This window comes from Mucilaginibacter lappiensis (assembly GCF_050433765.1).
In the GTDB taxonomy this organism is placed as follows: Bacteria; Bacteroidota; Bacteroidia; order Sphingobacteriales; family Sphingobacteriaceae; genus Mucilaginibacter; species Mucilaginibacter lappiensis_A.
The window spans coordinates 1-24923 of sequence record NZ_JBNPWP010000005.1; the positions used below are offsets into that span (position 1 = coordinate 1).

Here is a 24923-nt window from a genome sequence, read left to right on the forward strand (position 1 = left end):
CAAAAGCTCATCAGCCTGCCGTTACCGGTAGATGACCCCAAACAGCGCCGCCCGGATATTACCAAGGCAAGGAGCATTTTAGGCTGGGAACCCAAAGTTGCCAGAAGCGAAGGGCTGAAGATCACCCTGGATTATTTTAAATCCCTGCCCCAAAAGGAAATAAACCACAAGGATTTTGCGTACTATAATAAACGATAACATACACTACTTAAAATGAAAATATTAGTTACCGGCGGCCTGGGTTTTATTGGCTCCCATACTGTTGTTGAATTAGTAAATGCAGGCTATGAACCTGTTATTGTTGATGATCTGTCAAATTCCGACCCTAAAATATTGGATCAGATAGCCAGAATTATAGGTTACAAACCCGTTTTTCATAAACTTGACCTAAGCGATGAGCATAGCGTAAAGGAGCTGGCTGTTAATGAGCCTGATATTGATGGCATTATTCATTTTGCCGCTTTTAAAGCAGTAGGCGAATCGGTACAAAAACCGCTTAAATATTATCGTAATAATTTTTACTCCTTAATTAATTTGTTGGAAACCTATTACGGTAAGCCATTGAATTTTGTTTTTTCGTCAAGCTGCACGGTTTATGGGCAGCCTGAGCATTTACCGGTTAATGAGTCTGCACCTGTACAACCCGCACAGTCACCTTATGGCAATACCAAGCAAATAGCCGAAGAGATATTACAGGATATGATCGCATCGGGCAGTAGCTATAAGGTAATATCGTTAAGATATTTTAATCCGGTAGGCGCGCATGAAACCGCGCTCATAGGCGAACTACCTATAGGTGTGCCGCAAAACCTGGTACCCTTCATTACCCAGACCGCCATAGGTAAGCGCCAAAAAATAACCGTGTTTGGCAATGATTATAATACGCCTGATGGTAGCTGTGTTCGTGATTATATACACGTGGTTGATTTAGCTAAAGCACACGTAGCAGCCCTTAAATTATTGGAAAAGGACGACTTTAAAGGATACGATGTGTTTAATATAGGTACTGGCCGTGGTAATACGGTATTAGATGTGATACATGCTTTTGAACGTGCCACCGGCGTAAAAGTAAACTACGAAATAGGTCCCCGCCGCAGCGGTGATGTGGAGCAGGTTTGGGGCGATGTAACTAAATCAACAAATAAATTAGGCTGGAAAGCTCAACTGGGTATTGATACCATGATGTCATCAGCCTGGGAATGGGAAAAATACATATCACAAAATCCTTTGTAAATTAATATTTGTCAAATGCAAAAGATCATTATTACGGGTGGTGCTGGTTTTATTGGGTCGCATGTAGTGCGCCGCTTTGTAAAAAACTACCCTGACTATACTATTATTAATTTAGATAAACTTACTTACGCGGGTAACCTGGCCAACTTACGCGATATTGAAGATGAGCCTAACTACAGGTTTATAAAAGGCGATATTGTTGATATACCGTTTGTTAATGAATTATTTGCTGACGAAAAGCCTGATGCGGTGATACACCTTGCGGCAGAATCACATGTTGACCGCTCAATTGTAAGTCCGTTGGAGTTTGTAATGACTAATGTGGTAGGTACAGTTAACCTGTTAAATGCAGCCCGCGAAAACTGGAAAGGCAGGTATGACCAAACGCGCTTTTACCACGTTTCAACTGACGAGGTATATGGAACCCTGGGCGATACAGGGATGTTTACCGAAGAAACCGCCTATGACCCCCATTCTCCATACTCGGCATCAAAAGCCAGCTCAGACCACTTTGTGAGGGCCTACCAGGATACTTATGGCTTAAACACTGTATTGTCTAACTGTTCAAATAATTATGGCTCTTATCACTTTCCTGAAAAGCTGATTCCGCTGGCCATTAATAATATTAAACAAGGCAAACCTGTGCCTGTGTATGGTAAAGGCGAAAACATACGCGACTGGCTTTGGGTTGAAGATCATGCACGCGCAATTGATCTTATTTTTCATAAAGCTAAAGCCGGATCAACTTATAACATAGGCGGCCATAATGAATGGAAGAACATTGACCTGATTAATTTGTTATGTAGTATACTTGACAAAAAACTGAACAGGGCGGCTGGCGAATCGGCCAAACTGATCACTTATGTAACAGACAGGGCAGGGCACGATCTGCGTTATGCAATTGATGCTTCTAAACTTAAAAATGATCTGGGATGGGTACCCGGTATAACCTTTGAAGAAGGACTTGAAAAAACTGTTGACTGGTACCTGGCTAATGAAGAGTGGCTTGAAAATGTTACATCGGGCCATTATCAGCAGTATTATAACGAACAGTATACTAATCGTTAACTATGTTTGGGTTATTTAAAAAGAAGCAGGAAAAAAAACATGTGAACTTTAACTATGAATCAATCATGGTTGATATGCACTCACATATATTGCCTGGGATTGATGACGGTGCAAAAACACCTCAGGACTCCATTATACTTATACGTAAGATGATGGAACTGGGGATAAAAAAGATTATTGCCACGCCACACGTTATGATCGACTTTTACAGAAACACCCCCGAAACCATAGCCGATTCTCTTGACTTATTAAGGGCCGAGCTGATAAAGGAAAACATTGACATACCTATTGAAACAGCTGCCGAACATTACTTTGACGAAACTTTTGAAGCAAGAGTTAATGAAGGCAGACTAATGACCATGGGCGACAATTATGCTTTGTTTGAGTTCTCGTTCATCAACCAACCGCCAAATGCAGTATCGGTTATACAAAAAATGAATGATAAAGGATATAAACCTATTTTGGCCCATCCGGAAAGATACCCATACATGGATCTGGAACAATTTAAAAACCTGCATCACTGGGGTTGCAACTTCCAGTTAAATACCATTTCGTTAACCGGTTATTATGGTAAGGATGCTAAAAGGCTGGCCGAAACTTTAATAGATAACGAACTGATAGATTTTATATCAAGCGATATGCACCACCCAAAACATGCAGCGGCATTTGGCGAAGCATTACGTACAACTTATATTGAAAAGCTGCTTTTTGATTATCCTTTAAAAAACAAACTATTGTTTTAAGAGAGAACGGACTTTTGGAGCAAGGAACAGGGGTTAAATCGCAAAATACAAGACTATAAGAATCAGGATACAAGAAAAACGTAATTGCGAGCGTAGCGCGGCAATCTCATCATGCAGATTAATTGCTCATTCCTGGTGTTTCATCTTTTGTCCAAAAATCTTTTATCCTAAGAATTACTCGTAACGTAAAGCTTCAACCGGGTCAAGTTTAGCCGCTTTTTTTGCTGGGTAATAGCCCGATATAAGGCCAATAAAGGTACATAGTAATACGGCAAAAATCAGCCATGCCCATGGCACAACAAATGCTCCGCTAATTTGAACAGCAATAAGGTTACCCGCTGCCATACCCAATATTATTCCCGCAACACCACCTATAAGGCATATTACAATAGCCTCAATTAAAAATTGTTTACGTATTACGGCAGGCGTTGCTCCAATAGCCTTACGCACACCAATTTCGCGGGTTCGTTCGGTAACTGATACCAGCATGATGTTCATAAGCCCTATGGCTGCTCCAATTAAGGTAATAATACCCACCGCAAACCCTGCAATGGTAATACCAAGCAACTGGCTTGAAAGCTCTTGTTGTATAGAGTCGCTCCGGGTTATCTCAAAATCATCAGCGTTGGCAATATTAAGGCCGCGAACATTTCTAAATAAGGAGGTAGCTTCGCCTATGGTGGCATCTAAAGCGCCCGGGCCGTTTACCTTAACCGTTAAGGTATATGATAGGTTACGTACCGTATCAATCTGTTTTGCCTTAAGTATCGGGATAACACAAAATTTATCGCCGCCAAAAGAGCTTGAACCCTTTGACGCAATTACTCCAACTATGCGGTATTTATTATCGCCTATAAAAAGTGATTTGTTAATTGGATCTTCGCTTTTAAAAAGTTTTGATTTTATTTCATCACCTATGATCACCACATTGGCCCCATGCTCTAACTCTGATGACGAAAAACTACGTCCAAAGGATAATTTTTTTCCACTGGTGATCAGGTAGTTTTCATTTGAGCCCGAAATAGAAATATTGGGATTTGTTTTTTGATTGCCGTATTTGGCTACCGCTGTACCGGTAACATCTAAATTAATAGCGGTTACTACTGGCAGTTTAAAGGTTTTTTTAAAGCGTTCGGCCTGGTCATAAGTAATTGACGGATAAGCCTTTCGGTGGCCTCCACTACCAAAGTTGAGCCCCTCTCCACGGTTTTGAATAGTGAATGAGTTTGCACCCAGATCTGCAAAGGCATCATTAGTAAACTGCCGTATACCCTCAATAGCGGTTAATATACCAACCAGGGCCATGATACCAATAGCAATAATTAACGATGTAAGTGACGTACGGAGCCTGTTGCCGGCTATGGATTGTAACGCTATCGAAATATTTTCTTTATAGGAGGTTTTAACCGGCATGGTATAAAAATAAAAAAACTTTGGGGTTTGACTGTGTACTATATCAATTTGTTACAGGAAAATATACAAATAAGTCATCACGAAACATAAGTGTAAAACACTTTCATGTCCTCACTCCAGCTTCACAAAGAATAATAAAAGAGTTTAATAACTCTCCCTATTTCAAACGCTTATATGTTTCTATTGATTTTTGTGTAGAATCGGTTATAACCTGTGAATATTCATCTCTACCATGAAAGGTGATCTTAATAGCAAATTTCCTGTTCAACAGTTGTGGATGATTCGATATTTCATCTTCTTCTCTAAGGGTGTCGTTTACTAAGCTGAAAACACCATAACCAAATCCGTTTTTAAATTTGCGGCCATCTTTATCAATTGGGTAACGGTGAACAAACATGAAATGCCCTCCCTTAAATATTTTGTATTGGGTTGGTGTTTGTTTTACGGTGTCTTTTCCCGTTACCGAATAAGTTGCATCCATTTTCCATAAACCATCCAAAGCCGAAGTATCCGGTGCCGGCACTTTAGCATAAACCTCGGTCATCTTATAGCTTACATTACGCAATCTTAATATATCAGGAATAACCTGCGTATAACCCGTATCGGTTCTGGTTACTTCCAGATTAAAATTAATGGTCGAATCAAGCCGGCGGCTGCTGTAGATGTTGCTCTCAACAATTTTATTAACAGAGTCCAGTTTATAGGAGCCTACGCCAAATCCAACAGAAGAATCGGGCGCTAAAGCCGCGTACATAAAATATTTGTCGGTATAAATCTTTACTTGTGTTCTTGCATAAATTGTATCCTTCCCACCACCACTAAGCATTTGTTTTTCCAATTTATATACACCCTCTTGAGTTGGTGCTTTTTTTGATGATTTGCAGCCCGCTATTACGGAGATAAGCAAAACTGCAACTATTATAAATTTTTTCATATTGTTTAAGTTTAATAGTGATTTTGATACCATTTATTGATGAGAGTCTTATTTTATTTATAGCTGCAATCATTATTACTGGCAAGTAAAAATGCTTATGAGAACGCTATAAAGGGCATGGGGTCTCCTTTCTCATAAATTTAGTTTTGAAGTTTATTGGTATAATAAATTTATGCATAATATATCTGAAAATCAACTAATCCATGAAATATATTATGGGCTGCTAAGGCGAAGATCAAGGCTACTTAACATATAATGATGAATACCAATCATTGATACTTCATTATTACATATAAATTTTGGAGAGTTAGGTATACAAAAAAAGGCAGCCTAAAGGCTGCCTTTCAATAATATCTTATGTTATAAATTTATACCGAGAACGAAGTTCCGCATCCGCAGGTGCTTGCAGCATTGGGGTTGTTAAAAGTAAACCCGCGTGCGTTTAAGCCATCCTGAAAATCTATCTGCATACCCATCAGGTACATACCATGGGCTTTGTGCATAAATACTTTTAATCCGTCAATGTAATGTTCCTGGTCGCCATCCTTTTTCTGGTCAAAACCCAAAATGTAGTTCATGCCTGAGCAGCCACCACCTTCAACACCAACACGCAAGCCAAAGTCGTCACCTATTTCTTGCTGGTCTCTTAATTTAAAAAGTTCTTTAACGGCTCCCTGTGTAAAGGATACCGGTGCAATTTCAACAGCAGTACTCATCTTATTTTTTATTTAACTATACAAATATAAGGTAAAATGTGGATTTTTGCTGCAACCGGTATTTTATGACCTCTGTTTAACATTTTATAAAACATGCAAACGTTACCCTATTTACTTGATATTTTAAAATATACCATTGCCGGCATTGGCGTTGTATGGGTAGCGTTATATTTATTTAAGCCATATCTTGACAGGGCCGAACACATACAACTGCTGGAGTTGAAAAGAACCATTAGCAACCAAACACTGCCTTTGCGTTTACAGGCTTATGAACGGGTTGTATTATTTATTGAACGGGTTAACCCGGCCAGCATGCTTGTACGCCTGAATGCAACATCCCTATTGGCTGCCGAATTGCAACTCCTGGTAATTACCGAGATCCGTAACGAATTTCAGCATAATATTACGCAACAAATTTATGTAAGCAACCGCGTTTGGAACGTGGTTAAACGGGTTAAGGACGATACCCTGAGCCTGGTAAACAACGCGGTTAAGGCTCTGCCGCAGGATGCATCGGCTATGGACCTGAGTAAAACCATCCTGTTGCATTTAAGCCAGTTGGAGCAGGACCCTTATGAAATAGCTACCGGCCTGGTTAGGCAGGATATGGAAGAATTATTTTAATCCCATGGCCGAAAAAAAATTCACCACAACATCGGGTATCGAAATTAAGGAGGTATACACCCAGCCATCATCAATGAATGAGCTGCCAGGTGAATTTCCTTTTACCCGCGGCATCCAGAAAGACATGTACCGGGGTAAAGCCTGGACCATGCGCCAGTATGCCGGGTTTTCAACAGCCGAGGAATCAAACAAGCGGTATCACTACCTCCTGGGCCAGGGCACAACAGGTTTATCGGTTGCTTTTGACCTGCCTACACAAATAGGCTATGACTCTGACCATGAACTTGCCGAGGGTGAAGTAGGCAAGGTAGGGGTAGCTATTGACTCCTTAAAAGATATCGAGATCCTGTTTGATGGTATTGCCCTTAAGGACATCACCACCTCCATGACCATAAATGCCACGGCGCCTATATTACTGGCCATGTATATAGCCCTGGCAAAAAAACAAGGTGCCGATCTGAAACAAATTTCGGGTACGGTACAGAATGATATATTAAAGGAGTATGCTGCGCGTGGCACCTATATATATCCGCCAGCACCATCCATGCGGCTCATAACAGATGTTTTTGAATATTGCAGCAAAGAAGTACCTAAATGGAACACCATATCCATTTCGGGCTATCACATACGCGAAGCTGGTTCAACCGCCGTACAGGAACTGGCGTTTACCCTGGCCAATGGCAAAGCCTATTTAAAAGCCGCCATTGATAAAGGCCTTGATATTAATGTATTTGCAAAAAGGCTCTCTTTCTTTTTTAACTGCCATAATAATTTTTTTGAGGAGATAGCCAAATTCAGGGCAGCCCGCCGTATGTGGGCGCATATTACCAAAGAGCTTGGCGCTACAGATGCCGGTGCGCAAAAACTGCGTTTCCATACCCAAACAGGGGGTTCAACCTTAACCGCACAGCAGCCGCTTAATAATATTATACGGGTAAGTAATCAGGCATTGGCTGCCGTATTGGGTGGTACGCAATCATTACATACCAACGGGTATGATGAAGCCTTGTCATTACCCACCGAGGCCGCGGCCAAAATAGCCCTGCGTACCCAGCAGATCATCGCTTTTGAAAGCGGTGTTACCGATACTGTTGATCCATTGGCAGGCTCCTATTTTATAGAGGCATTAACCGATGAGATAGAAGCGGCAGCGCAACTGTACCTGGATAAGATAGATGCTATGGGCGGCGCTGTTAAAGCCATTGAGCAGGATTACATTCAGCAGGAAATAGCGGCTTCGGCCTACCAGTACCAGAATGATATTGAAAGCGGAGAAAAAGTATTGGTTGGTGTAAACCGCTTTACACAACAGGAAGATGCCGCGATAAATGTGTTCAGGGTTGATGATGCTATCCGCAAAATGCAAACTGAAAAGATAACAGCACTGAAAAGCGGCAGGGATAACCAGGCGGTTACCATCAGTTTACAGCAATTACAAGAAGCCGCGAAAGGGAAACAAAACTTAATGCCTTATATACTTACCGCTGTAGAGTGCTATGCTACCTTAGGCGAAATTGCAGATACCCTCCGGAATGTTTTTGGCGAATATTAATACAGTGTGTAGTTTTTTTTGAAAACTGCCAAACTGGTTCACCAATAATCAAAAATCAATATTAAATTTATTTAGCACTAAACCAGAGCTTTATTTTTTAACAGTAGAGATACACATTTATTGGCTCAACAATTGCTGCAAAGCAACTCTATAATAAATAATTATAACCCAGATAGTTGTCCTTATTTTTTGTTAAATTGATCGGACAATATCAATTGGGAGCTAATGGAAATATAATTATGATTTTTATTGTGAAATATAACATTTTATATGGATTTCTCACTAAAGAACTGATTATTATATCATAAATTTATTTGTCAAAAAAGTGAAAATTTAATTTTTTTATAAGCTTTTTTTGGCAATATTCGATGTTCCGTAGCAGGCCCAAAAGATGTTTCGCTGGGGGTTGGAAATCAATATTTTACTAATATATATATGGAAAAAACTTGTACTAGCGTTTGGAATAGCTGCCTCCAGATCATAAAAGATAACATACCAGCACAAAGCTTTAAGACTTGGTTCGAGCCAATAAAAGCTTTGCGTATGGAAGGAAGCGTCTTGACGATACAAGTACCAAGTTTATTTTTTTACGAATGGCTTGAAGAACACTATGTAGGTTTACTACGCAAAACAATAAAAAAACAATTAGGCGACGAAGGGCGTTTAGAGTATAATATTGTTGTTGAGCAATCATCAAGTAAACCATACACAACTAACATGCCTTCGAACGGAAATGGCGCCGAGTCAAAACATCAGTCAATGCCGATACCCATCTCGATCAATAAGGACATAAAAAACCCTTTTGTGATACCCGGCTTGAAAAAATTAAATGTAGATCCGCAACTGAACAGGAACTATACCTTTGAAAATTTTGTTGAAGGTGACTGTAACCGTTTGGCACGTTCTGCAGGTTATGCTGTTGCTGCAAAACCTGGTGGCACTTCATTTAACCCTTTAATGATATATGGCGGCGTAGGTTTGGGTAAAACCCACCTGGCCCAGGCAATTGGTAACGAAATAAAACGCTCATTACCTGACAAACTTGTACTTTATGTATCGTGCGAGAAGTTTACCCAACAGTTTGTTGACGCACTTAAGCATAATAACATTAATGACTTTGTGAACTTTTACCAGGCTATTGATGTACTGATCATGGATGATGTACACAATTTTGCCGGTAAAGAAAAAACACAGGATTTCTTTTTCCATATTTTTAATCACCTGCACCAATCAGGCAAGCAACTGATCATTACATCAGACAAAGCGCCTAAGGATTTGGCTGGTTTGGAAGAACGCCTGCTTTCAAGGTTTAAATGGGGTCTTTCGGCTGATCTGCAGATCCCTGATCTGGAAACCCGCATGGCTATCCTGAAAAATAAAATATACCAGGACGGCATTGAACTTTCAAACGATGTAATTGAGTACGTTGCACATAACATTGATAACAATGTGCGTGAGCTTGAAGGCGCCATGGTATCCCTGCTGGCACAATCAACCCTTAACCGCAAGGAGATTGACCTGAACCTGGCTAAGCAGATGCTCAAAAATTTTGTAAAAAATTCATCCAAAGAAATTTCGATGGAATACATTCAAAGCCTGGTTTGCGAGTATTTTGAAGTACCCATTGAGATGGTAAAATCACAAACCCGTAAACGCGAAATTGTACAGGCAAGACAAATATCCATGTACCTGGCCAAGGCACATACCAAAAGCTCATTAAAATCTATTGGTCATTTCTTTGGCGGTCGTGATCACTCTACAGTAATATACGCCTGCCAAACCGTTGAGGACCTTATTGATACCGATAAGAAATTTAAAGGTTACGTTGCCGACATTCAAAAGAAACTTAAAATGTCTTAACAGACCTATTATCATATTACTATGGGGCCCTGCATATTTTATGCAGGGCTTTTTTGTTGCAAAGGGGCGTTTGATGTCGGCCGGAGGCCGGATAATAGTTGCCACTCGGCTGAAGCCCATAGATGTTCAGAAGAATTATTTTCTATGAAAATTTGTCATTTCGATTGAGCATGGGTCGGCATGAGCGCTGCGCGAAAGAGAAATCTTGTATATAATATACAAAGCGAATTTGCGGATCGTATAAGATTTCTCCTCGTACCTCGTTCGAAATGACAACGTTTTTATTTCTTCCGAACACCTGTGGGCTCAAGTCGAACGACTGCTGGGGCTGACTATTTTTTATTTAGATTTTCGGCTGTCTTAATTAATATGTCTGCATATTTATATATTTCATCAATTCCATTAATGTCATACTTGATCTCTTTTTTGCTTTCATCAAGTACAACAAGATACTTTTTGCTATTAAGATATAAGCGGCAGATTGTTTTCCTATTATTGTCGTCAAGCAAAATAGCGAAGTAAGATTGAGCATCCCGGTATGTTATTCTTGTTGATTCGATAATTTGCCTTAAAATTGATTTTACAATATAAAACCCTTCAAGTTCTTCTTCTGTAGTAATAATGTTTGACGCCGTTTTTTCTTGTGCCTCTTCAACCTTTGTAGCTTCTTCTGTATCCTTTTTCTTTTCTTGATTTAGTGCAGACTTTAACCTTTCATTAATCGTATCATTTATTAATTGATTAAATGATCGTTTAACTATGGGTATAAATTGTTCTTTAATTTTTGCCGTTAACACGCCAGGATAAATTTGTTTAGTAAAAAATGCAACAAAGTTTTCAGAAGGTGAATCAATCTCTTTATTAAGAATTAATTTTAACTCATTAAGGTATTTAAGCTCACTTGCTGTATTTGTTATGTTACCTTCATCAAAATAAGATTTATGGAACTTTTTTAATTCTGCAATTTCAACTTCCTTAATCTCAGTTAGTTTAAACTCAAAAAATGGGGTTGTATCCATTTTATTTTTCTCAACTAAATCGGTATAAAAACGATAGGTCATCCCATTTGACAATAAGCCAAATTTAGCCTTTGTGGTATGAAAGTATCTAAATAGCTGAGAATTATGTGGGTCAAGATTTTCAAGATGATGTTTGCATTCAATTAAGATAGCTGGCTCGCCGTCTTTCATTATAGCATAATCAACTTTCTCACCTTTTTTTATACCTATATCGGCGATAAATTCGGGATTTACTTCAACAGGATTAAATACATCATACCCCATTATTTGTATAAAGGGCATAATTAATGCATTCTTAGTAGCTTCTTCGGTTTGAATTTGTGGAAGCATTTTTTCAGCACGCGCTGCGAGCTGTAAGATTTGGTCTTTAAAATCCATTGGGTAAGATTTAGGTTTAAGGTATTAAAGGTAATGTAATTGTTAATAATAACAAATATCCTTTAATACGGCCTGCGAAACCACAATACCTTACCTTGATTCTTATCCCTCCACAGGCGCCATCATTTTCAAAATGGCGTCTACATATTGGCGGTCGTTGGCCAGGCGGGGGACTTTATGCTGGCCTCCTAATTTACCCTTCTCTTTCATCCAGTTAAAAAAGGTGCCTTCAGGGGCGCGCCGTACAATGGGACGACGCAGCGCCATATCTTTAAAACGCTTGGCATCATAGTCGGAGTTGATACGGCGCAGGGTTTCGTCGAGCAGGTCAACAAAGCGTTCAAACTCGGCGGGTTTCTTTTCAAATTCAATGATCCATTCATGCGCGCCGCATTGGTCGCCATTAAAGTAAACGGGGGCCGCGGTATACTCCCTGATAATGGCGCCGGTTTGGCGACAGGCTTCTTCCAGGGCACGCTCGGCATTATCAATGATCACTTCTTCGCCAAAAGCATTGATAAAGTGCTTGGTACGCCCTGTAACCTGTATACGGAAAGGAGATAAACATGAAAACTTAATGGTATCGCCTATCATATACCGCCAAAGCCCGGCATTGGTAGTAATGATGAGGGCATAGTTTTTATCCAGCTCCACTTCATCAAGCGTAAGTGTGGCTGGATTATCGTCATGCAGATGCTCTATGGGCAAAAATTCATAAAATATACCATAATCCAGCATGAGCAGCATATCACCGGGTTCTTTTGTATCCTGTATGCCAAAGAAGCCCTCAGATGCATTATAATTCTCCAGGTAATACATATCATCGCTGGGGATCAAATTTCTAAACTGCTCACGATAGGGGGTAAAATTAACTGCGCCATGAAAATACATCTCCAGGTTGGGCCATACTTCGAGCAGGTTTTTTTTGCCGGTAATTTCCAGTATACGTTTAAACAGCACCAGGTTCCATGTAGGCACACCACTGATGCTGGTAACATTCACATCTTTGGTAGCGTGGGCTATCTTCTCAATTTTTTCTTCAAAATTTTCGAGCAGCGCTATATCCAGATCGGGGGTACGGTGAAATTCGGCCCACAGCGGTAAGTTTTTCATGATCACCGCCGAAAGATCGCCAAAGGAAGTTTCGGCATTAAGCTGACTGATCTGGTGACTGCCCCCCAGGGTCAATATCTTCCCCGTGAACATACGGGCATTGGGCTGGTTATTAAAATAGATGGTTAACAGGTCCTTACCACCCTTAAAGTGGCACTCTTCCAACGCTTCCTCACTAACCGGTATAAACTTGCTCCTATCGTTCGTGGTGCCCGATGATTTGGCAAACCACCGGATCTCAGATGGCCATAACACATTTTTCTCCCCGGTGAGCATCCGCTCTATATAGGGCTTAAGTGTATCGTAATTTTGAATAGGCACACGCTCCTTAAACTGGTTAAGGTTCTCGATACTTTTGTACTGGTATTTTCGGCCCCATTCAGTACTTTCGGCACCTGATATTAATTGCTCAAACCACTCCTCCTGCACTTCATTAGGGTATTTCATAAAAAGCTCTATCTGATGGATACGCTTTTTCATGAACCAGGTAAATACAGAGTTAAAGATAGTCATAGGTTATATAATTGAATCAAGAGATTAGAATCAAGATATGAAAAAATTAAGTTAATCATAAAGACCCACTCAACCTATTATTATTTTCCCTGATTCCTTGCTCTAATCTCTTGATTCTTATTGAGGAAATACTTTTCTTTTCAAAACAAAATTAGCCCCCAGATATACCTTCCTCACCATTTCATTTTCGGCTAATATTTCGGGCACGCCCGATTCCAGTATCTTACCCTCAAAAAGCAGGTAAGCGCGGTCGGTAATGGATAATGTTTCCTGTACATTGTGGTCTGTGATCAGGATGCCTATATTACGGTGCCTTAGCTTGGCCACCATGGCCTGTATCTCTTCAACCGCGATAGGGTCAACCCCGGCAAAGGGTTCATCCAGTAAAATAAAGTTTGGTTCGGCAGCCAGGGCCCGGGCAATTTCGGTACGGCGGCGCTCACCACCCGATAACAGGTCGCCCCGGTTTTTACGTACTTTATGCAAACTGAATTCATCTATCAATTCTTCCAGTTTATCGCGCTGCCTGTCCTTGGGCATATTGCCCATTTCCAGCACAGCTTTGATATTATCCTCTACCGAAAGCTTACGAAACACCGAGGCCTCCTGTGCCAGATACCCAATACCTTTCTGAGCGCGACGGTACATTGGGTCGCCGGTTATATTCTTATCATCCAGAAAAATAGTACCCTCGTTGGGTTTAATCAGCCCTACTATCATATAAAACGAAGTTGTTTTACCGGCGCCATTAGGCCCCAGCAAGCCCACTATCTCGCCCTGCGCTACCTCGAACGATACATCGTTAACAACCGTTCGTTGTTTGTATTTCTTTACTAAATTTTCTGCTCTTAGTATCATGTTAAGTCTTGAGTTCTGAGTCTTGAGTTCTGAGTCTTGAGTTATCGTTTAGTATAAAGCAAGGCCAATACCTAACACTTTACCTTATGACTTAAGACTATTTACTTACGACTTAATCCTTATTCCTTTTATATTCAATTGTATTGTGCGTCTTTCGCGCCATACGTTTTCTTCAATGCTGTAGCAAATATCAAATGGCACCCCGCTTTTTAATTGTGGCAGATATTCGCCATGATTAAAGGCTATGCAATCAAACGCTGCCGAACCTTCCTGCATCACGGCCATTTTAATATGTGCCGCGCCAACCAGGCCGGCATTACCGCTAACATACACATTTTTAGTTATGAAAACCGGCGCCATATTTTCGGGACCAAACGGTGCAAACTGGTTTAGTATCCTGAAAAATTTTGGTTCTATCTGGCTTAAACGTAATTCGGCGTCAATTTGTATTTGCTGTATCAATTGTTCGGCTGTTATGGTTGCACTCACCACTTCTTCAAACCGAGTCTTAAACGCTTCTACATTCTCGGGGGCCATGGTTAACCCGGCGGCATATTTGTGCCCGCCAAATTGTATCAGCAGGTCCTTACATTCGCAAAGGGCCTCATAAAGGTCATAACCTAAAACCGAACGTGCCGAACCAGCCACATACCCGTTTGAACGCGTAAGTACAATGGTTGGCCGGTAATATTTTTCAGTAAGGCGCGATGCTACGATGCCGATAACCCCTTTATGCCAGTTTTCATTAAAAACCACGGTAGATTTACGCCCGATCAGTACCTCATCATTATCTATTATGCTCAAAGCCTCATCGGTAATGTTCAGGTCGTGGCCCTTGCGCTCCGTATTGCGGGTATTGATCATCAGGCCTTTTTCTTTGGCTATATTTTCGTCTGTAGCTATCAGCAGTTCTACCGCGTGTTTGGCATCATCAATTCGGCCGGCAGCGTTAATACGCGGCCCAAGCAAAAATACCACGTCTGATATCGTAAAGCTACCTGTGCGCCCGGCTACCTCCATTAATGTTTTTACGCCGATGCAGGGATCAGTATTGATTTTTTGCAGACCAAAGTACGCTAAAACTCTGTTTTCGCCGGTAATGTGTACAATATCACAGGATATGCTGATGGCTACCAGGTCAAGAAAGCAGCTCACCTCTTCAAAGGGGATATCATGTTTCTCGGCATAGGCCTGTATCAGTTTAAAACCAATACCACAACCTGATAGTTCTTTGTATGGATACTCACAATCGTTACGCTTTGGGTCAAGCACCGCTACAGCGGCAGGCAGTTCGGCACCAGGCAGGTGGTGGTCACAGATAATAAAATCAACACCTTTGGTATTGGCATAATCAATTTTATCAACCGATTTAATACCGCAATCAAGCGCAATAATCAGCGTAAAACCATTCTCAGCAGCGTAATCTATACCCTGGCTCGATATGCCGTAACCCTCCTTATAGCGATCAGGTATATAATACTCCAGGTTTTGATAACGTTGTTTAAAAAACCCGTAAACGGTAGCAACCGCGGTTGTACCGTCCACATCATAATCACCGTATATTAATATTTTTTCGCCAGCGACTATGGCATCTTCAATACGTACAATGGCCTTTTCCATATCCTTCATCAGGAAAGGGTCATGAAGGTGCCTTTGATCGGGCCTGAAGAAGTAGCGGGCTTCATCATAGTTACTTATACCTCTATGAACCAGCAGTGTACTCAAAACCGTATCAATATTAAGGTCGACGGCTAATTTTTTGACCACCTCATGATCAGCATTATCCCTTACCGTCCAACGTTTATTCATACATTTGTAGCTTAAAAACAGTAAAGATAGCTAAATCGGGTATCAAGTAGTTAGTATCAAGTATCAAGACAGTCGTGTTTTTTATAAAGACCTCAAAATCTTGATGCTTGATACTAACTACCTGATACTAAAAATATATACTATGGAAATTTTCGCGTTAGGTGAGGGCTCGTATTCGGTTGATGCAACCAAGAAATTTATTCCCTTTAACCCCCAAACTGACAATCCAAAAGATCGCCCGGCCTCATTATTTATCCACGTTAACCCTTTCCTTATTAAAACAAACCATGATCTCATTGTGCTGGATACAGGTCTTGGTTTTAAAGACACGCGCGATGAGCTACTGATACATCAAAACATACGCAATGCCGGTTTTGATCCCGAAGAGGTTACCCTGGTACTGATGTCGCACCTGCACTATGACCACTCAGGTGGTTTGGTGGTTGAGCGTAATGGCAAATTAGAGCCCAGTTTTCCGCATGCACAGCATGTGATACAACGCCAGGAATGGGAAACCGGTCTTGCCGGCAAGTCATCATCATACCATAAGGAAATATTTGAGGCGCTGCAAAACGCCAACATCATCTTTGTTGAAGGTAGTGGTGAGTTACAACCAGGCATCAGGTATGAGCATTCCGGCGGTCATTGTCCTTATCACCAGGTGTTTTGGATAGAAATGGAAGGGGAAAAAGTACTTTTTGGAGGTGACGAGCTGCCAGAGCCAGAACAGTTGATCAGAAAATTTATAGCTAAATATGATATGGACGGGCGGAAAGCAATGCAACTACGTGAGGAGTATGGGAAAAAGGCAGCAGAGGAGGGATGGACCTGCCTGTTTTATCATTCTAAATCGTATGCTATAGGTAACGTATTGCGAGATGGTGACCACTTTAAAGTTACACCCGCTTAATTTTGGGGTTCTACTTCAAAAAGCTCTTTTATTTTTTCTACATTAAGCGGTTTGGATATAAAATCCTTTACCAACGGATATGATTTTGCCTTATTAATATCGTTGCTGAACACAGATGACGAAATGATATATATTTTACTTTTACCCAAAGGATCAATATTAAGGCGTTTAAATTCTTCTAAAAACTCCCATCCGTTCATGATAGGCATATTTATATCCAGCAAAATATAGTCAGGCATCTTATTAGGATCTTTCCGCTGTATATCAGCCAGCTGATCAATGGCAAATTTTCCGTTTAAACAGGCCATGATCTCTGTATTTAATAATGCTTTTTTTATTAATTTAATTGAAATGAAATTGTTTATTTCATCATCATCAATCAATAATACACTAACAGGCTTGGTATTAATTGTCATAACGTATTTTAAATATGTGTACTTTATTAATAGATTATACTTATACGCTGCGCGAAATTAAAAAGTTATATTCCTATAAGTTGTAAATCCAAATATTGTTTTAATTGCGTGGATTAATAACTGAAAAAGCAAGGTATTTATTTTAATCTGCCTTATATAATTTTCAAAACCATACCACCAAAGTGTATTGAACTATATGTAATTAAAAACACCAATTACAAGTCCCAAAGTAAAAACACTCAATCAAAGCCAAAAAGAACGTTTTTTTAACATTAATTTTACTTTACACAAGCAAAAAAAGCAATTGTGTACCGGAAGTTGCGGCATTGTAAAATCGGAAATTTTAAAAAAACAGGTGAATAAAATGATTACCGAGCGATCAAATGACTAAAAAGAGGCGAATGGTTAGAAGATGTGCAGACATGCAAATTTCAAATGTGCAGATAATGGATCATCTGACCTGAAATAATTTGCACATCTGCACATTTGAAATCGCACACTTACTCTATCACGCTTTCCTCGAAGGCATAATCTTCCAGCGGCGGACATGAGCAGATCAGTGTACGGTCGCCATAAGTATCATTAACACGCCCTACCGATGGCCAAAATTTATACGCTGCTACGTAAGGGAGCGGGAATGCCGCTTTTTGACGGGTATATGGGTGCTCCCATTCGTTACCAGTAATTACAGCAACAGTATGTGGCGCATTTTTTAACGGATTATCTGTTTTGTCTGATATACCATCGGCTACATCGGCAATTTCATGACGTATGGCTATCATGGCATCGCAAAAACGGTCAAGCTCATGCTTAGGTTCTGATTCCGTAGGCTCCACCATTACCGTACCCGCAACCGGAAACGATACAGTTGGCGCATGGAAACCATAGTCCATCAGTCGCTTGGCAATATCTGTAACCTCAATACCAAAAGCTTTAAATGAGCGGCAATCCAGTATCATTTCGTGAGCACAACGACCATTGGCACCGGTATATAATACCGGGAAGTGATCCTGTAGCCTTGCTTTAATATAGTTGGCATTCAGTATAGCATAACGGGTGGCATTGGTTAAACCATCGGCCCCCATCATAGCGATATAAGCATGTGATATGATCAGGATGGAAGCAGAACCCCATGGCGCTGCTGATACCGCGTGAATAGATTTACCCCTGTCAATATCAACCACGGCATGGCCCGGTAAATAAGGTACAAGGTGTTTGGCTACGCCTATAGGGCCCATACCCGGACCACCACCACCATGCGGAATACAGAAGGTTTTATGTAGGTTCAGGTGGCAAACATCGGCACCAATATTGGCCGGACTGGTTAAGCCTACCTGCGCGTTCATGTTAGCGCCATCCATATAAACCTGGCCACCATTCTGGTGTATAATATCACAGATCTCAATGATCGACTCCTCAAATACCCCGTGAGTAGATGGGTAGGTAACCATTAAGCAGGAAAGTTCATTTTTATATTGCTCGGCTTTGGCTTTCATATCAGCAACATCAATGTTACCGTTATCGTCGCATTTTACTACTACGATCTTCATGCCAGCCATAGCTGCTGATGCGGGGTTAGTGCCGTGTGCCGATGATGGGATCAAGGCAATATTACGGTGACTGTCGCCCCTGTCCAAATGATATGCACGGATAACCATCAGGCCGGCGTATTCGCCCTGGGCACCCGCGTTTGGCTGCAAGCTCATGGCAGCAAAACCCGTGATCTCGCTCAGCCAGTTATTGATCTCATCAAACAGTTGCATGTAACCTCCTACCTGATCGGCAGGGGCAAAGGGATGTATCTTGCTAAACTCGGCCCAGGTAACAGGCACCATTTCGGTAGTAGCGTTCAGTTTCATAGTACATGAACCCAAGGCTATCATGGAATGGCAAAGCGAAAGATCTTTTGTCTCCAGCGATTTGATGTAACGCAGCATTTCATGCTCTGAATGGTGCGAGTTAAACAGACTATGTGTTAAATAGGCCGATTTACGCTGCAGTTCGGCAGGGATAGCCGTTTGCAGGTTTGCTTTTAGTTCATCAAAATTTACATCGTTAATGGTTTTGCCCTTTACTTTGGCAAAAAACCTAACCAGTGTTTTAATATCCTCTGACGATGTAGTTTCGTCAACAGCAATAGTAACAACCGAACCATTGTAACTTAGGTTCATTTCGTTATTCAATGCTTCTGAATGCAAGGGGCCGGCCAATACACCAACATCAAATTTCAGGGTATCAAAAAACGACTCGTTCAGCTGTTCGTAACCTAATTCGTTAAGTGAATTAGCCAGCAGAACCGCTAAGCCATGAATCCTTTCGGCAATTAATTTAACGCCCTGCGGACCATGATATACGGCATACATACCAGCCATAATGGCCAGCAATGCCTGCGCGGTACAAATATTTGAAGTAGCTTTATCGCGGCGGATATGTTGCTCACGGGTTTGCAGTGCCATGCGCAGGGCATAGTTACCGGCGCTATCAATAGTAACACCAATAATGCGGCCGGGGATAGAGCGCTTATATTCTTCTTTTGTAGCAAAAAACGCGGCATGTGGGCCACCAAAACCCATTGGTACGCCAAAACGCTGGGTTGAGCCAACAACAATATCGGCACCCCACTCGCCCGGAGGGGTTAGCAGCACCAGGCTCATGATATCAGCAACAACGGTTAGTTTAATGCCTTTTTCGTGTGCTTTGGCTGCATAATCAGTATAATTATACACAGCGCCATTACCGGCAGGGTATTGAACTATGGCACCAAACATATTGTCGGTTAGCGCAACTGTGCGGTGATCGCCTATTTGCAGTTCAATGCCGTAAGGCTCTGAACGGGTTTTTAAAATATCAATGGTTTGCGGAAACAACTCTTCCGAAACAAAAAAAACATTAGCATTTTGATTTTTACGCAGACTGTATTGCATAAACATTGCCTCGGCAGCGGCAGTACCTTCGTCCAGTAATGACGCGTTGGCAATTTCCATCCCGGTCAAATCAATCACCATGGTTTGGAAGTTGAGCAGTGCTTGTAAACGGCCTTGAGCAATTTCGGCCTGGTATGGGGTATATTGGGTGTACCAGCCCGGGTTTTCCAGTATATTACGCTGTATAACCCCCGGAACGATCACATCATAATATCCCTTGCCAATGAACGATTTGAATACTTTATTTTTTGAAGCGGTTTGCTTTAAAGTGTTCAGATAATCAAATTCGCTTTTGGCGGCAGGTAAATTAAGCGGATTTTTTAACCTGATCCTATCAGGTACAGTTTGCGCTATTAATTCGTCAAGTGAATTTACACCGATAGTTTTTAACATTTTTGCCGTATCGGCCTCATTTGGAGCAATATGTCTCGACTGAAACTTCTCCTGGTAGTCTGCGTTCAACATCATGAATCAAGTGTCCCTCTAAATTTAGCGCAAAGGTACTATTTTACTAACTGAGTAACAATTACCTAATATATTATTGACAAAGTGTTTACAGATAAAAAATGTATTTTGGCTACCGAATTGCCTAAACCATGGTTTGCAAGCGAATACTTATCCTTTTTTTACTACTGTTTAGCTGTGCAAACCTCTTTGCCGCGGTATTTGTGGTAACCAATAATGCCGACTCTGGCCCCGGCACTTTACGGGAGGCTTTAACGCTGGCTGTGGCTAATGGTAGCGCGGTTAAGGATTATATCAATTTTAATTTGCCGGATTTGAGTGAGGCGGGCAGAACGATAACATTGTTAGCAAATCTACCAACATCATCAAACTTAATTATAGATGGCACAACCCAGCCGGGGATTAAATTTGGAATTAGTGATACTAAAGTAAAAATATTGGCACTCATTAATTCAACCTATCCTATTACATACTGTTTTGACATTACAGGACAACATGACGTAGAGTTATATGGTTTATTTATAGATGTGCCTCCTAATTTAGCAACCAATAGCGTACTTAATTCGAGTGCCATTTTTAGCGATTATGATTCTAAAAATATTATTATAGGAGCTCCTGGTAAGGGTAACCTTATTAAAAATATAACAGGCATTTTTTTTCAGTCAAACTTTGAAAACGCCCCAAAAGAGGTTTTATCTGAAAATGTAAAGATATCCAGCAATATTTTTGGATTAGAAGAAGATGGTGAAACATTGGCTGACGTTATTACAACGGCTATAGCTGCGTTTGGGCTAAAAAATTTAACAATAGGTGGTAGTACACCTGAGGAAGGCAACATATTAGGAGGATCTGTAAACTATGATGAACAATTTTCCTATACTACAAATACTGGCAGGCTATACATTTCCAATAATTTTTTTGGCTCTGATTATACGGGGACAAATGCAATAGACAATGGGAGGCCTTTCCTTGATGGTGGAACTACATTACTCATAACCGGCGGTTCTCTTCAACAACTTGAAGTAAGTAAGAATATATTTGTTGCCAGAAGTGATTTAGGATTAACTGGAATAAACTGCTTTTTTAAGATAACGGGCAATAAATTTGGCACGGATATTACAGGAACAAAAACCTTAGGAACAATTATGTTTCCCCTGGTTCTGGGATACTGCAATGGCGGAGGGATAATAGGCGGAAATGATCCGAATGATCAGAATATATTTTGCGGCGCTTATAAAGATAACCCAGACCCTGATCAGGCAAAAAGCGGGGTAATAATCAATATTGGCTCACCTAATGTAGAACTTACAGGGAATTCTTTTAAATGCAACTACAGCACCTATCCCTATCAGCTTCAGGGAGCCGATTTTTCCAAATTTTTTGTTAATATAAAAAACAGAAATACGAATAGCATATCAGGAAATGCCACTGCAAATTCAAGAGTTGATCTTTATTATAGTTTAAGCTGTAACAATTGTGAGCCCGAGAAACTATTCAAATCAGTAAATGCTGATAATAATGGAAACTGGAATTATAATGGCACTTTATCAAATAATAATATAATTGCTTCTTCCACATCTGATGGCACCACTTCAGAATTTACAGGATTAAAATTCACTAATCAACCTACCGATATAAAAATCAAAATGGCTTGTAATAATCAAAGTAATGGCTCTATAACAGGCATTACGGCCACCACGCCTGCCACCTATACCTGGCTAAATGAAAGCAATACAATTGTTGGGCATAATAGCAATCTACTTAATATCCCTCCTGGAAAATACCATTTAATAGTGAGTGATGGTTGGTGCTCTATATCATCCCCTGTATATGAGATTCAAGACGGGGCAAACCTGATAAATACTACCGGCCTTAACATTAAACCTGCGTCCTGCGGCTCATCTACAGGATATATTTGGGGTATAAAAGCCAATGTTCCTGTAATTCTTACCTGGAATGGTGGAAATTTGAGCGGTACAGTATATGGTACCGAGGTTTCCAATATACCTGCGGGAAGTTACACATTTACCTTTACAGCGTTAGATGGTAGTTGCCCACAAACGATTTCTCCTATAATTGTTAAAAATATCGATGGCCCTAATATCGATGAATCCACAAAAATAATCCAAACAACCCCATGCGGGCAGTCAATCGGCTCTATAAAAAACATAACCGTTACCGGAACCAATCCCAAATACAGCTGGAAAAATGAATTGAGCCAGGAAGTTGCTACTACTAAAGACCTTACTGGTCGACCCGCCGGTAAATACACGCTGCAGGTCACTGATGATACTGAGTGCGGCCCGGTTTACAGCAGTCAAATTGAGATCCCCGAAACCAACGGCATCACGCTTAATATTCCACCAAACCCTAAAACTGATGCCAGCTGTAATAAAGCTAATGGCTCCATTATTGGTATTACTGCACCTGGCGCTACTAAATTTGAATGGCGCGATGCTAATAACAACTTAGCAGGCTCTGATCTTGATCTGAAAAATATACCAGCAGGAGCTTACCAGCTAACCGCAAGTAACAATTTTGGCTGTAGTAAAACAACCCAGCTATTTCAAATCCTTGAATTGCCAGGCACTACCTATCCGGCTTATACAATTACACGTAAAAATACTTGTTTTGGTGAAACCAATGGTTCTATTTTGGTTACAGCTGATGCCACGGTAAAATCATTAAGGTGGGTTAATGGACAGGATCAAACAATTACCGGCAATCAGCAGATCAGCGGCCTGGCAGCAGGTACTTATAAACTTTATTTTACCGATCAAAATGATTGCGAAAGCTTGTACAACAGCTATACTATTAATGAAATACCTCAGCTACAAATAATACCCAATACCGAACAAAAAACCGACGATGAATGTGATCTTAAAACAGGTAGCATTAAAAACATACAGATCACCGGAGGGTTACAACCATATACTTACGAATGGCATAATGCCAATAATGAGCAGATATCAACAGGCATTTCACCCACTGGTTTAAGCGCTGGCAATTATAAATTAATAGTAAATGATGCCAGTGGTTGCGGACAAGCAATTGCCAATTATGATATAGCAGCTCATAGCAGTATCATTGCTGCACCTGCCGCTAATAATGTGCAATTGTGCACTCCTGGCAATGCCTTACTTACAGTTAATAGCACAGTTGCAGGTTATACTTACCGTTTGTATGAATCGGTTAACAGTATTACGCCGCTTGCCGAGCAAGCCAACGGACGGTTTACCATAAACACCAAAACCAGCACGGTTTTTTATATAAGCAAGGTATCGGGCAGCTGCGAAAGCAGCCGTACAGAAGTACAGGTAGCTATCAGTCTTTCGGCCATTAATATTGCCAATACCATTACCCCCAATGGCGATGGCATTAATGATTACTGGAAAATTGATGGTATTGAAAATTACCCAAACGGCCAGATACAGATATTTAATCGTTATGGGCAAAAAATATTTGAATCAAAGGGATATCAGCAACCTTTTAATGGCACGTTTAATGGCAAACTGCTTCCAAATGGTGCTTATTATTACATTATTAACCTCAACAAAAATTGCACGCTGCTATCGGGTAGTTTAACCATTATCAGGTAAAGCCAGTTGTCGCAGATATAGCTGTATGGTGTTTTCAAGTCCGTAATATAAAGCATCACTGATGAGGGCGTGGCCTATGCTTACTTCCTGCAAACCGGGAACATTTTCGGCAAAATATTTCAGGTTATGTAAATCAAGATCATGGCCCGCATTAATACCCAGGCCTGCGCTTTGGGCCACTTTTGCAGCTTCAATATAAGGAGCAATGGCCAGTTCCCTTCCCTGGTGAAAGTGGGTGGCGTAGGCTTCCGTATACAGTTCAATGCGGTCGGTGCCGGTTTTTGCGGCCCCTTCAACCATATCAACAATGGGGTCAACAAAAATAGAAACACGTATACCCGCATTTTTAAAAACCGCTATCATATCTTTTAAATAATGATAGTTGGTGATGGTATCCCAGCCATGGTTGGAGGTAATTTGCCCTAGCACATCGGGCACTAAAGTAACCTGTTCGGGTTTGTTGGCCAGCGCCAGGTCAATAAACTTTTGTTCCTGGCAGTTGCCTTCAATATTAAACTCGGTGGTAACAATTTTTTTTAGTTCAAAAACATCATTGTACCTGATATGTCTTTCGTCGGGCCGGGGATGCACGGTGATGCCCTGTGCACCAAAACGTTCACAATCTTTGGCTACTTGTATCAGATCTGGGTTATTGCCGCCGCGCGAGTTGCGCAGGGTAGCTATTTTGTTGATATTGACAGATAAACGGGTCATGGTTCAAAGTTAATATTTCATCTATACAATTATAAACCTATTATGAATTGATACGTTTATAT

At 40.8% G+C, this 24923-nt stretch carries 18 protein-coding genes and 1 pseudogene; 9 read left to right on the top strand and 10 right to left on the bottom strand.

What is annotated here, in order from left to right; all coding sequences use genetic code 11:
• The 4 genes and pseudogenes from M2273_RS16295 to M2273_RS16310 all read left to right on the top strand — a co-directional run.
• Window positions 1-198: pseudogene (locus M2273_RS16295) on the top strand (SDR family NAD-dependent epimerase/dehydratase); the annotation flags it as partial.
• Window positions 199-213: 15 nt separating this feature from the next.
• Window positions 214-1233 carry a UDP-glucose 4-epimerase GalE gene (gene galE / locus M2273_RS16300; protein WP_429398672.1) on the top strand — a complete coding sequence of 340 codons (1020 nt, stop codon included), beginning with the start codon at window positions 214-216 and terminating at the stop codon, window positions 1231-1233.
• 15 nt (window positions 1234-1248) lie between these two features.
• Window positions 1249-2301, top strand: a complete 1053-nt coding sequence (gene rfbB / locus M2273_RS16305; RefSeq protein WP_429398674.1) for a dTDP-glucose 4,6-dehydratase — start codon at window positions 1249-1251, stop codon at window positions 2299-2301.
• 2 nt (window positions 2302-2303) lie between these two features.
• On the top strand, window positions 2304-3044 hold the full coding sequence (locus M2273_RS16310) for a tyrosine-protein phosphatase (protein ID WP_429398676.1): 741 nt from the start codon (window positions 2304-2306) through the stop codon (window positions 3042-3044).
• Between the two features lie 174 nt (window positions 3045-3218).
• Here the strand turns inward: M2273_RS16310 and M2273_RS16315 are convergent, their stop codons facing one another.
• From M2273_RS16315 to M2273_RS16325, 3 genes are all read right to left on the bottom strand, one after another.
• Window positions 3219-4457, bottom strand: coding sequence for an ABC transporter permease (locus tag M2273_RS16315; RefSeq protein ID WP_429398678.1), 1239 nt, complete (start codon window positions 4455-4457; stop codon window positions 3219-3221).
• A 157-nt stretch (window positions 4458-4614) separates the two neighbouring features.
• The gene (locus M2273_RS16320; protein WP_429398680.1) at window positions 4615-5391 is read right to left on the bottom strand and encodes a hypothetical protein; all 777 of its coding nucleotides are present in this window, start codon (window positions 5389-5391) and stop codon (window positions 4615-4617) included.
• 368 nt (window positions 5392-5759) lie between these two features.
• Entirely contained in the window at window positions 5760-6107 is a 348-nt protein-coding gene (locus tag M2273_RS16325; protein ID WP_429398682.1) for a HesB/IscA family protein, read from the bottom strand.
• A 93-nt stretch (window positions 6108-6200) separates the two neighbouring features.
• Between M2273_RS16325 and M2273_RS16330 the strand changes: the two genes are divergently transcribed.
• The 3 genes from M2273_RS16330 to dnaA all read left to right on the top strand — a co-directional run bounded on the left by M2273_RS16330 (window position 6201) and on the right by dnaA (window position 10143).
• Complete coding sequence (locus M2273_RS16330; RefSeq protein WP_429398684.1) at window positions 6201-6731, top strand: hypothetical protein; 531 nt, start codon at window positions 6201-6203, stop codon at window positions 6729-6731.
• A gap of 4 nt (window positions 6732-6735) precedes the next feature.
• Complete coding sequence (locus M2273_RS16335; RefSeq protein ID WP_429398686.1) at window positions 6736-8283, top strand: acyl-CoA mutase large subunit family protein; 1548 nt, start codon at window positions 6736-6738, stop codon at window positions 8281-8283.
• 435 nt (window positions 8284-8718) lie between these two features.
• Entirely contained in the window at window positions 8719-10143 is a 1425-nt protein-coding gene (dnaA, locus tag M2273_RS16340; protein WP_429398688.1) for a chromosomal replication initiator protein DnaA, read from the top strand.
• Window positions 10144-10475: 332 nt separating this feature from the next.
• On the opposite strand, the gene M2273_RS16345 is transcribed toward dnaA, so the two are convergent.
• From M2273_RS16345 to recJ, 4 genes are all read right to left on the bottom strand, one after another.
• Window positions 10476-11540: a type I restriction endonuclease gene (locus tag M2273_RS16345; RefSeq protein WP_429398690.1), complete on the bottom strand. Its 1065-nt coding sequence runs from the start codon at window positions 11538-11540 to the stop codon at window positions 10476-10478.
• Between the two features lie 102 nt (window positions 11541-11642).
• Window positions 11643-13166, bottom strand: a complete 1524-nt coding sequence (locus M2273_RS16350) for a GH3 auxin-responsive promoter family protein (protein ID WP_429398692.1) — start codon at window positions 13164-13166, stop codon at window positions 11643-11645.
• Between the two features lie 117 nt (window positions 13167-13283).
• Window positions 13284-14024 (bottom strand): LPS export ABC transporter ATP-binding protein, encoded by a 741-nt coding sequence (lptB, locus tag M2273_RS16355; protein ID WP_429398694.1) that lies wholly within the window; start codon window positions 14022-14024, stop codon window positions 13284-13286.
• A 105-nt stretch (window positions 14025-14129) separates the two neighbouring features.
• Complete coding sequence (gene recJ / locus M2273_RS16360) at window positions 14130-15833, bottom strand: single-stranded-DNA-specific exonuclease RecJ (protein ID WP_429398696.1); 1704 nt, start codon at window positions 15831-15833, stop codon at window positions 14130-14132.
• A 103-nt stretch (window positions 15834-15936) separates the two neighbouring features.
• Here recJ and M2273_RS16365 point away from each other — a divergent pair, with 103 nt between their 5' ends.
• Complete coding sequence (locus M2273_RS16365) at window positions 15937-16743, top strand: MBL fold metallo-hydrolase (RefSeq protein ID WP_429398698.1); 807 nt, start codon at window positions 15937-15939, stop codon at window positions 16741-16743.
• On the opposite strand, the gene M2273_RS16370 is transcribed toward M2273_RS16365, so the two are convergent.
• A complete protein-coding gene (locus M2273_RS16370) occupies window positions 16740-17159 on the bottom strand; it encodes a response regulator (RefSeq protein ID WP_429398700.1) in 420 nt (139 codons plus the stop codon). The two genes, M2273_RS16365 and M2273_RS16370, sit on opposite strands and share 4 nt — an antisense overlap.
• A gap of 500 nt (window positions 17160-17659) precedes the next feature.
• The gene (gene gcvP / locus M2273_RS16375) at window positions 17660-20551 is read right to left on the bottom strand and encodes an aminomethyl-transferring glycine dehydrogenase (RefSeq protein ID WP_429398702.1); all 2892 of its coding nucleotides are present in this window, start codon (window positions 20549-20551) and stop codon (window positions 17660-17662) included.
• Between the two features lie 128 nt (window positions 20552-20679).
• Between gcvP and M2273_RS16380 the strand changes: the two genes are divergently transcribed.
• Window positions 20680-24147 (top strand): gliding motility-associated C-terminal domain-containing protein, encoded by a 3468-nt coding sequence (locus M2273_RS16380; RefSeq protein WP_429398704.1) that lies wholly within the window; start codon window positions 20680-20682, stop codon window positions 24145-24147.
• On the opposite strand, the gene M2273_RS16385 is transcribed toward M2273_RS16380, so the two are convergent.
• Window positions 24130-24861 carry a pyridoxine 5'-phosphate synthase gene (locus M2273_RS16385; protein WP_429398706.1) on the bottom strand — a complete coding sequence of 244 codons (732 nt, stop codon included), beginning with the start codon at window positions 24859-24861 and terminating at the stop codon, window positions 24130-24132. The genes M2273_RS16380 and M2273_RS16385 overlap by 18 nt on opposite strands.
• Between the last annotated feature and the right edge of the window lie 62 nt (window positions 24862-24923).

Coding starts and splice junctions, on each gene's coding strand:
- galE (WP_429398672.1), top strand. CDS start 214: ATGAAAATATTAGTTACCGGCGGCCTGGGTTTTATTGGCTCCCATACT.
- rfbB (WP_429398674.1), top strand. CDS start 1,249: ATGCAAAAGATCATTATTACGGGTGGTGCTGGTTTTATTGGGTCGCAT.
- M2273_RS16310 (WP_429398676.1), top strand. CDS start 2,304: ATGTTTGGGTTATTTAAAAAGAAGCAGGAAAAAAAACATGTGAACTTT.
- M2273_RS16315 (WP_429398678.1), bottom strand. CDS start 4,457: ATGCCGGTTAAAACCTCCTATAAAGAAAATATTTCGATAGCGTTACAA.
- M2273_RS16320 (WP_429398680.1), bottom strand. CDS start 5,391: ATGAAAAAATTTATAATAGTTGCAGTTTTGCTTATCTCCGTAATAGCG.
- M2273_RS16325 (WP_429398682.1), bottom strand. CDS start 6,107: ATGAGTACTGCTGTTGAAATTGCACCGGTATCCTTTACACAGGGAGCC.
- M2273_RS16330 (WP_429398684.1), top strand. CDS start 6,201: ATGCAAACGTTACCCTATTTACTTGATATTTTAAAATATACCATTGCC.
- M2273_RS16335 (WP_429398686.1), top strand. CDS start 6,736: ATGGCCGAAAAAAAATTCACCACAACATCGGGTATCGAAATTAAGGAG.
- dnaA (WP_429398688.1), top strand. CDS start 8,719: ATGGAAAAAACTTGTACTAGCGTTTGGAATAGCTGCCTCCAGATCATA.
- M2273_RS16345 (WP_429398690.1), bottom strand. CDS start 11,540: ATGGATTTTAAAGACCAAATCTTACAGCTCGCAGCGCGTGCTGAAAAA.
- M2273_RS16350 (WP_429398692.1), bottom strand. CDS start 13,166: ATGACTATCTTTAACTCTGTATTTACCTGGTTCATGAAAAAGCGTATC.
- lptB (WP_429398694.1), bottom strand. CDS start 14,024: ATGATACTAAGAGCAGAAAATTTAGTAAAGAAATACAAACAACGAACG.
- recJ (WP_429398696.1), bottom strand. CDS start 15,833: ATGAATAAACGTTGGACGGTAAGGGATAATGCTGATCATGAGGTGGTC.
- M2273_RS16365 (WP_429398698.1), top strand. CDS start 15,937: ATGCTTGATACTAACTACCTGATACTAAAAATATATACTATGGAAATT.
- M2273_RS16370 (WP_429398700.1), bottom strand. CDS start 17,159: ATGACAATTAATACCAAGCCTGTTAGTGTATTATTGATTGATGATGAT.
- gcvP (WP_429398702.1), bottom strand. CDS start 20,551: ATGATGTTGAACGCAGACTACCAGGAGAAGTTTCAGTCGAGACATATT.
- M2273_RS16380 (WP_429398704.1), top strand. CDS start 20,680: ATGGTTTGCAAGCGAATACTTATCCTTTTTTTACTACTGTTTAGCTGT.
- M2273_RS16385 (WP_429398706.1), bottom strand. CDS start 24,861: ATGACCCGTTTATCTGTCAATATCAACAAAATAGCTACCCTGCGCAAC.